The organism is Salinisphaera sp. (genome assembly GCF_035690525.1).
GTDB lineage: Bacteria > Pseudomonadota > Gammaproteobacteria > Nevskiales > Salinisphaeraceae > Salinisphaera.
The window spans coordinates 1-8,737 of record NZ_DASSKM010000097.1; the positions used below are offsets into that span (position 1 = coordinate 1).

At 62.6% G+C, this 8,737-nt stretch carries 8 protein-coding genes and 1 pseudogene; 4 read left to right on the forward strand and 5 right to left on the reverse strand.

The genetic code is table 11. The features are described 5' to 3' along the window. Together VFJ08_RS07070 and otsB are read right to left on the reverse strand one after the other, a co-directional pair. On the reverse strand, positions 1 to 1,245 hold a 1,245-nt coding region (locus VFJ08_RS07070; RefSeq protein WP_324996494.1), incomplete at its 3' end, for a glycoside hydrolase family 15 protein. Further along, a complete protein-coding gene (otsB, locus tag VFJ08_RS07075; protein ID WP_324996495.1) occupies positions 1,197 to 1,955 on the reverse strand; it encodes a trehalose-phosphatase in 759 nt (252 codons plus the stop codon). The genes VFJ08_RS07070 and otsB, both read right to left, overlap by 49 nt. Before the next feature lie 55 nt (positions 1,956 to 2,010). Between otsB and VFJ08_RS07080 the strand changes: the two genes are divergently transcribed. Then, entirely contained in the window at positions 2,011 to 3,459 is a 1,449-nt protein-coding gene (locus VFJ08_RS07080; RefSeq protein ID WP_324996496.1) for a trehalose-6-phosphate synthase, read from the forward strand. Positions 3,460 to 3,607: 148 nt separating this feature from the next. On the opposite strand, the gene VFJ08_RS07085 is transcribed toward VFJ08_RS07080, so the two are convergent. Beyond that, complete coding sequence (locus VFJ08_RS07085) at positions 3,608 to 4,288, reverse strand: DNA-3-methyladenine glycosylase 2 family protein (protein WP_324996497.1); 681 nt, start codon at positions 4,286 to 4,288, stop codon at positions 3,608 to 3,610. After that, positions 4,281 to 4,919 carry an SDR family oxidoreductase gene (locus tag VFJ08_RS07090; RefSeq protein ID WP_324996498.1) on the reverse strand — a complete coding sequence of 213 codons (639 nt, stop codon included), beginning with the start codon at positions 4,917 to 4,919 and terminating at the stop codon, positions 4,281 to 4,283. The genes VFJ08_RS07085 and VFJ08_RS07090 overlap by 8 nt, the downstream gene beginning before the upstream one ends. A 134-nt stretch (positions 4,920 to 5,053) precedes the next feature. Here VFJ08_RS07090 and VFJ08_RS07095 point away from each other — a divergent pair, with 134 nt between their 5' ends. After that, complete coding sequence (locus VFJ08_RS07095; RefSeq protein ID WP_324996499.1) at positions 5,054 to 5,746, forward strand: glutathione binding-like protein; 693 nt, start codon at positions 5,054 to 5,056, stop codon at positions 5,744 to 5,746. A 276-nt stretch (positions 5,747 to 6,022) separates the two neighbouring features. Here VFJ08_RS07095 and ilvB read toward each other — a convergent pair whose 3' ends face one another. Next, on the reverse strand, positions 6,023 to 7,867 hold the full coding sequence (gene ilvB, locus VFJ08_RS07100) for a biosynthetic-type acetolactate synthase large subunit (RefSeq protein WP_324996500.1): 1,845 nt from the start codon (positions 7,865 to 7,867) through the stop codon (positions 6,023 to 6,025). Between the two features lie 146 nt (positions 7,868 to 8,013). Between ilvB and ilvN the strand changes: the two genes are divergently transcribed. Together ilvN and VFJ08_RS07110 are read left to right on the forward strand one after the other, a co-directional pair. Further along, entirely contained in the window at positions 8,014 to 8,541 is a 528-nt protein-coding gene (gene ilvN / locus VFJ08_RS07105; RefSeq protein WP_324996501.1) for an acetolactate synthase small subunit, read from the forward strand. Positions 8,542 to 8,598: 57 nt separating this feature from the next. Further along, positions 8,599 to 8,737 (forward strand): annotated as a pseudogene (locus VFJ08_RS07110) (ketol-acid reductoisomerase); the annotation flags it as partial.

An 8,737-nucleotide genomic window follows, 5' to 3' on the forward strand; every position in this document is an offset into this window, starting at 1 on the left:
CGTATGCACGCGCGCCCGGCCGCGATATTCCCAAATGCCGGCGTCCGGCGTGTGGTAGTTGGCCAGCGCCTTTTCACCCAGCGGTTCGAGATGCCGGAACAGAGCCTCTTCCTTGAGATGCGACAGCCGCTCGTCGAAGAAAATTTGGGTGATCGCGAGGATCACGCTGCCGTAGACGTCGTGCTGGACCTGCCGATAGGCGTCGTTGCCGATACGTACCGGCCCCATGCCGCGATAGCCGGCGAGGTGCTCGGCCCGGGCCTCGGGCAGTTCGGCCTCGCCGTTGATGCTGTAGACCGGCTGTAGCGTGTTGTCCTCGGCGTTGGCGACCAGATTGATGATGTATTGGAGATAGTTCTCCATGGTGCGGGTCGCGCCCAGCCGGTTGAGCGCGCGGATCACGAAGTAGGAATCGCGCAGCCAGCAGTGGCGATAATCCCAATTGCGCCCGCTGTTGGCCGCCTCCGGGATAGAGGTGGTCATGGCCGCGACCACGGCGCCGGTTTCGGTGTAGGTCGACAATTTCAGCGTGATCGCCGAGCGGATGACCGCTTGTTGCCAGTCGTAGGGGATCGACAGCGTGCGCACCCAGTTGTGCCAGTGGTTGCGCGTCCGTTCGAAGAAGCGCTGGCCGATATCGGCGGGCGATTCGGGCAGACTTTCGTCGGACGCCGCGACCAGCGTATAGGTGCCGTTCGGCACGAAGGCTCGCTCGTCGAGGATATAGCTGATCGGTACGTCGGTCGTCACCCGCAGTACGCGTGCTTCGCCGATATAGCGAAGATGATTCGAGCCGCGGGTAATGCGCATCTCCTGCGCGCCGTAGTTGGAGACCGGACGCATACGCACCCGCACCCGCGGCGTGCCGGCCAGGTGCGTAATCCGACGCACGATCATCAGCGGGCGGAATTCGCGGCCGTATTGCCAAAAGTGGGGCACGAAATCGGTCACACGTACCGCGCCGCCGCGCGCATCTCGCATCGTGGTCTGCAGAATGGCGGTGTTGCGCAGATACTCGCGTTCGATCGATACACAATCGTCGATGCCGATCTCGCAGTAGCCGCGATCCTCTCCGTTGACCAGCCGGCTGAACAGCGGATCGCCCTGAAAATTCGGGAAACAAGCCCAGACGATGCGGGCCCGCGTGTCGATCAGGGCCGCGATCTGGCCATTGCCGATCAGGCCCAGATTCAGGTCTACGGCGGGTTCGGTTGGTTGAGCGTCGTGGCGATCTGCTCCAGCCATTCCAGTACCTCGTCTACGGTGTTAATCCGATACCGTGCCGCACTCGGGGCCGCTTCGCCCACCCTTATCGATACGCCCCCGAGCGAATTCACGGCCACGAAAGCGGCTTCGTCGGTGACGTCGTCGCCAACATAGACCGGGCAACGCCCGGCAAACGGTGGGTTGGTCATCAGCCGTTGCAAGGCGCGCCCCTTGTCGCCGCGCGAAGGCTTGATCTCGTAGACCGCCTTGCCCGCCAGAACGGCCAGCGCGCCGTCGGATGTTTCGACGATGTCGTCGACCACTTGTTCGGCTTCTGCACGCGCGTCGCAGCCGGCGTTGCGATAGTGCAGCGCCAGGGTCGCCTGCTTATCCTCGAAATAAAGGCCCGCGTGGCGCTCGGCGACCCCGGACATCCGCTCGCGCGCCCGGCTCATGCCCGGGGCCTGGCCTTGCGGCGCTTCGTAGCCGCCAACCGGAGTCCGCAGTTCCAGACCGTGCAGGCCCGACGCGGCCGGCGCGACACGACCCGTCAGTCGGTCGATCTCGGCGATCGGCCGGCCCGAGATCAGCGCCAGAGCGCCGTCCAGCGCATCCGCGGCGCGACCTAGTATTTCCCCTAGACAAGGGAATGGTTGGACGGACTCCGGATGTTCGGCGATATGAATTAAGGTACCGTCCACATCCAGAAACAGTGCCCAGCGATCGTCCGGGGCAGGCAGATTTGTCATGGTAAGCCAAGATAGCGCGTCCGATGAGGATCACCAAGATAACCCTCGATTGATCATGGTATCCAATCGGCTGCCGGTGTCGCTGGAGCGCACCGGGGATGATACGTGGCGTACCCATCCCGCGGCCGGCGGTCTGGTTTCGGCGCTCGACCCGGTTATGCGCCGCCGCGGCGGGGTTTGGGTCGGCTGGCCGGGGATCGCCGACGAGACCACCGACACACTGCGCGACGTGCTCGACACCCACCACAACGCCGACAGTGCATACCGGCTGGAGCCGGTGGCGCTGACCGCGCAGGACATTGCCGGTTTTTACGAGGGGTTTTCCAACGAGGTGATCTGGCCGCTGTTTCATAACCGGTTCACGGCGTGCCGGTTCGAGCCGGAGTATTGGCAGGTCTATCAGCAAGTCAATCGCGAATTTGCGCGCCGTATCAATGAGGTCGCGCGGGCCGACGATTTCATTTGGGTGCACGACTATCACCTGGTCAACGTGGCTGACGAACTACGCGCGCTGGGGCTCTACAATCGCAGTAGCTTCTTCCAGCACATCCCGTTTCCGACCGCCGACATTTTCTGCAATCTGCCGTGGTGGCGCGAGATCGTGTATGCGCTGCTCAGCTACGATTTCATCGGCCTACAGACCGTGACCGACCGGGTCAATCTCCTCGACGTGCTCACGACCCTGTTCGATCATGTGGAGACCACGGCCGACGACGATTGCGTCGATGTCGAGATCGGCGACGCGGGGCTGGAACCGCATCAGCACCGGCTGCGTATCGGCACGCTGCCGATCAGTATCGACTACGACCATATCGCCGAGCTGGCCGGCAGTCGCCGGACGGCCGAATACATCGAGCGTTTTCGCGAAGGCTGGCACGGACGCACGGTGATGCTCGGCGTCGACCGGCTCGACTACACCAAGGGCTTGCCGGAAAAGCTCGAGGCTTTTCGCGAAGCGCTGACGCGTTATCCGGAATTGCGCACCCGGATTTCGCTCCAGCAGCACGTCATTCCTTCGCGCCAGCAGGTGCCGCAGTACGCCGAGCAGAAAGAACAGATCGAGCGGCTGGTGGGCGAGATCAACGGCGAGTTCACCGAATCCGGCTGGGTGCCGATCCATTACATCTTCCACAGCATGGAACCGGCCGAGTTGATGGCGCACTACCAAGTGGCCGATATCGCATTGGTCACGCCGCTCAAGGACGGCATGAATTTGGTGGCCAAGGAATACTGCGCCGCCACCCGCGACAACAACGGCGTGTTGATTTTGAGCGAATTCGCCGGCGCCGCCGCCGAGCTGGGCGATCATGCACTATTGGTCAATCCGCACGACGTAATCGCTACCGCCGAACGCATCCACGAGGCGTATTACATGGATCGTGCGGAGCGGCAAAGCCGCATGCAGGCCATGCGCGAGATCATCCAAGCGCATAACGCGTTCGACTGGGTCGAGGATTTTCTGCGCGCGGCGGGGGCGAATTCTACCAACCTGCAAAAGCAATGACCTACCGGTCAAAACAGCCCGCAAATAAACGCAAATGCACGCGAATAAGATGCGCTTATGCGCTTTTCTCGCTTTCATTCGCGTTTATTGGCGGACGAATTCCGGCTTCATGAAGATCGATCAATCTTATAAGGATTGGTATTAGTCGCTATTGTGGCTGCGGCGTGGCGCCGTCGGCTTCGAGTGCGCGCCACATGTACCAGCAGGCCACCGAGCGATAAGGCCGCCAGGCTTCGCCGGCGGCTTCCAATGCCTTCGGCTTGGGCAGTTCGTTGTGCCCGTAAGTCAGGGCAAAGCCCTTGCGTACGCCGAGATCGTGGATCGGCATGACGTCGGCGCGGCCGAGATGGAACAGCAGCAGCATTTCCACCGTCCAGCGGCCGATGCCGCGGATCGCGGAATAAACCTCGATCAACTCGGCGTCGTCGTATTCGTGGATACGCGCTTCGTCCGGCAGCTCGCCGGCCAGTTCGGCGGCCGCCAGTGCCCGCAACCCGGCCAGTTTGTTGGCCGACAGACCGGCGCCGCGCAAGCTGGCGTCATCGGTGGCCTGAATGGCGGCGGCGCCCGGCGCATCGCCGCCGCCGAGCGCGGCCAGTACCCGGGCATGAATAGTGCCCGCGGCCTTGCCCGAAAGCTGTTGATACACGATCGCCCGCATTAGCGAATGAAACACGTCCGGCGCGCCGCGGGTGGTCGGCCGATAAGGCCCGGCGCGCTGCATGAGCGCGCCGAGCACCGGATCGACCGCGGCCAGATGCGCGACCGCGGCGTCGGGGTCGAAAGTCAGGCGCGTGTCCCGCCGCGTAACCGGATCGGGTTTAGACACCGAGCAAGGCTTTTTCGATCGGCGTATCGCCCGACAATACCTCGAAGTGGCGGCCGATGGTGTTGGGCGAATCCAACGTCATCAGCAGCATACGGGCCACATCGTCGCGTGGAATCTCGCCGTAACGGCCCAGATCCTTGGCGATGTCGACGCGGCCGGTGCCGTCATCCTCGGTGAGCTTGCCGGGGCGCACGATGGTGTATTCCAGATCGGTGGAACGCAGATGGTTGTCGGCCGCACCCTTGGCCCGAAAGTAGTGCTGCATCTTTTCCGAGCCTTGTTCCGGCGTGTCCGCGTTCATCGACGATACCATGATAAAACGACGGACCCCGGCCGATACGGCTTGGTCGATGATCGAGATCGCCCCGTTGCGATCCACGTCTTCGGTTTTCTCCGGCGGAGTGTGGCCGCCCGAGCCGGCGGTGAACACCACGGCGTCGCAGCCGGCCAACGCCTGGCTGCAATCGTCCTCGAGGTCGGCGACGACGACCTCGAGGGCCCCGATGGCCTTCATCTCGTCCATCTGGCCGCTGTCGCGGATCATGGCGCGGGCGGTATGTTCGCTGTCGTCGATCGCGTGGATGAAGCGACGGCCGATCTTGCCGTGGGCGCCTACGACGAGTACATGCATGCTAGCTCCTTGATAACCGCTCAAACCGACCAATCGGCGCCGGCTTGAAACTGTGTCGATTCTTCACAACCTTCGGCATATGTAGGTTTTTTTACAAGGGGGGCTTCTACGGTCCCTCAAGGAAAACGATTCCAATGATCGATCTGTATACCTGGACCACGCCCAACGGCCACAAGGTTCATATCATGCTCGAGGAGATCGGGGCCGAATACACCGCGCACCCGATCAATATCGGCAAGGGCGATCAGTTCGGTGAGGACTTTCTGAAGATCAGCCCCAACAACAAGATCCCGGCGATCGTCGATTCCGACGGACCGAACGGTAAGCCGTACTCGCTGTTCGAGTCGGGCGCAATTTTGATGTATCTGGCTGATAAGAGCGACCGCCTGTTGCCGAAGGACCCGGTCAAGCGCTACGACGCCATCCAGTGGCTCATGTTCCAGATGGGCGGAATCGGCCCCTTGCTCGGACAGGCGCACCACTTCAACAAGTATGCGCCGGAGAAGATCGAGTACGCGGTCAAGCGCTACGGCAACGAAGCCAATCGTCTCTACGGCGTGCTGGACCGGCGTCTCGGTCAGACCAAGTTCCTGGCCGGCAACGATTACTCGATCGCCGATATCGCGACCTGGCCGTGGCTGCGCAGCGCCGAAACCCAGGGTGTGAACATCGACGACTACCCGAACGTGCGGCGCTGGTTCGAGATGATCGGCGATCGCGAGAACGTCAAGAAAGGGCTACAGGTACTGGCCGATCACGAGTCGGATCTGACCGACGAGGAAGCTTTCGAGAACATGTTCGGCAGCCGGCAATACGAAAGGCGTTGAATTCGCATAGCCAGTCCACCTATAAAAGCGGAAGAAGTCTTTTTCCGCAGATGGACGCAGATACACGCAGATGACGCAGTATCGGATATCGCGATATTCGCCGACCGGATAGCTTCGTTCGCGGTGCGAGCGTCGCAAGGCGGACCGGCTTTTATAATTAGGTTTCGTAGTTCGCAAACGCCACGAAACCAGTGCCTTCGCCTTCAATCTGCGTTCATCTGCGTGTATCTGCGGATAATAAAAAGACCGGCCTCGTAGCCGGGCTCTAGATGGTATCTAGAACATCTCGGACGGGCCGACCTCGGTATCGCCGGCATCGTCGGCGTAACGGTTGTTGATGAAATCGCCGGTGATCATCTGCTTATAGGTCTTGCCGGGCCCGACCATCGGGTAGACGCCGGCGTCCGGGTCGACCACGACCTCGAGAAACGCCGGTCCCTTGAAGTCGAGGAAGACTTGGATGGTCGCGGCCAGCTCGGCCGGGTCGCTCACGCGGCGGGCGAACTCGAAGCCGTCGGCTTCGGCGGCCTTGATGAAGTCCTTCTTGTGCAGCGACTTGTCCGAAGCCGACAGCCGGCCCTTGAAGAACAGCCGTTGCCACTGCTTGACCATGCCGTCGCCGTTGTTGTTCAGCACCACCACCTTGACCGGCAGGCCGTAGGTGGTCGCGGTTTCCAGCTCGCCGATGTTCATGCGGATCGAGCTGTCGCCGTCGATATCGATGACCAGTTTGTCGCGGCGCGCGCAGGCCGCGCCGATGGCGGCCGGCAGACCGAAGCCCATGGTGCCCATCGAGCCGGAAGTCAGCCACAGCCGCGGTTCGCGGAAATCGGCATATTGGGCCGCCCACATCTGGTGTTGGCCGACGCCGGTCGCGATCACCGCGCGGCCGTTGGTGTGCTTGTTGATTTCCTCGATCACGGCGTAGGGCTGGATCAGCGGGCCGCCGCGGTCGTAATTCATCGCATAGTCGCGCTTGAGGGCCGCGATGTGCTGGTGCCATGCCGACAAATCGCGGGTAAAGCCGTGCTCCCGGCCGTAGGCAAGAACACGCGCGAGGCTCGGCGCGAACAAGCCCACATGATGCCAATCGACCGCCTTCACCTTGTTGATCTCGGACGCATCGGCATCGAAATGGGCGATCGCCTCGGCCGCCGGCGCGAAGGCATCGGGCCGGCCGGCCACGCGATCGTCGAAGCGGGCGCCGACCGCGATCAGGAAATCGCAGTCCTCGACCGCGTAGTTGGCGAACGCCGTGCCGTGCATGCCGAGCATATGCAGCGACAGGGCGTCGGTGGTGTCGAAGGCGCCGATGCCCATCAGCGTGGTGACCACCGGAATGCCGAAGGCCTGGGCCAGGGCGCGCAGCTCGTTGGCCGAGTCGGAATTGATCACGCCGCCGCCGGCGTAGATCAGCGGACGCTCGGACTCGCCGAGCAGGCGGAAAAATTGTTCGCACTTGGCGTCGGAAAGCTTGTTCGAGCGCAGATCGCGCATACGCTGGCGATAGCCGGGCACGGGCAGCACGCCGGCGCCGGCAAAGGTGCACTCGGCGTTTTGGACATCCTTGGGCACATCGATCACGACCGGGCCGGGGCGGCCGGAGCGGGCGATCTCGAAGGCCGTGCGCACGGTCGCTTCCAGCTTGGCCGGATCGGTAACCATGAACACATGCTTGGCCGCCGAACTCATGATGTTGGTCACCGGCGCTTCCTGGAAGGCGTCGGTGCCGATCGCCGCGCGCGCGACCTGGCCGCAGATCAGCACCATGGGCACGGAGTCGGCCATGGAATCGCGGATCGGCGTGACCGCGTTGGTCGCGCCCGGGCCGGAGGTGACCATCGCCACGCCGACCTTGCCGGAGGCGCGCGCATAGCCGGCGGCCATGAAGCCCGCACCTTGCTCGTTGGCCGGCACGATCAGCGGCATCAGATCATGGTGTTCTTCGTTGAAGCGGAAGATGGCGTCGTAGGTCGGCAGGATGGCGCCGCCGGAATAACCGAATATGGTATCCACGCCCTCGTCGGCCAGTACCTGCACGAGCACCTCGGCGCCGGCCATGACGCGGCCGGTCAGCGGATGGTGCGGACGGGTTTCGGGGGCGGTGTGCAGCTCAGTCATGGCAATTTTTCCGAACGACGTGGAAAATTGATAATTGTAACCGAAAACATCGCTTTCCCGCCGCGCTTGATCGAATCGATTTGCTTCACTCCGGGGATCGGCGTATTTTGCGCGCTTTGCCAGTCTGCGCGTGCGAGGCGATCACTATGCGACACGTGATATCCGTGCTCATGGCCAACGAGGCCGGGGCGCTTGTGCGCGTAGCTGGTCTGTTCTCCCAGCGCGGCTTCAATATCGAGACGCTCAACGTCGGCCCCACCGAAGATTCGACGATGTCGCGTCTGACGCTGGTGACCACGGGAACCGAGGGCGTGATCGAACAGATTAATCGTCAGTTGCTCAAGCTGGTCGACGTGATCGACGTGCTGGACATGACCGGCGACGAGCATCTCGAGTGCGAACTGGCCCTGATCAAGGTCGAGCGCGGCGCCGCCGCCTCGCCGGTCGAGACCATGGCGGCCGGTTTCGACGTACGTGTGATCGGCGAGGAAGACGGCCTCACGCTGCTGCGTTTTCTCGGCAGTGGCGACGAGCTCAATCGTTTTGTCGCGGTGTTGGAGGATGCCGGCATGCTGATCGAACTGGCGCGTAGCGGCGCGGTGACCATGACGCCCGGTTTGGGCGGGCTGAACTACCGCGCCGAAGATACCGACGCCGGCGTCGAAAGTTTTTAATACACCGGCTGGGCTGCCAGCCGCGTGTCCACCATCAGCAGGAGAAAAGCCGTGAGCATGAACGTGTACTACGACAAGGACGGCGATCTGTCCCTTATCCAGGGTAAGAAGGTCGCGATCATCGGCTACGGCTCCCAGGGCCATGCCCACGCCAACAACCTCAACGACTCCGGCGTGGATGTCGTGGTCGGCCTGC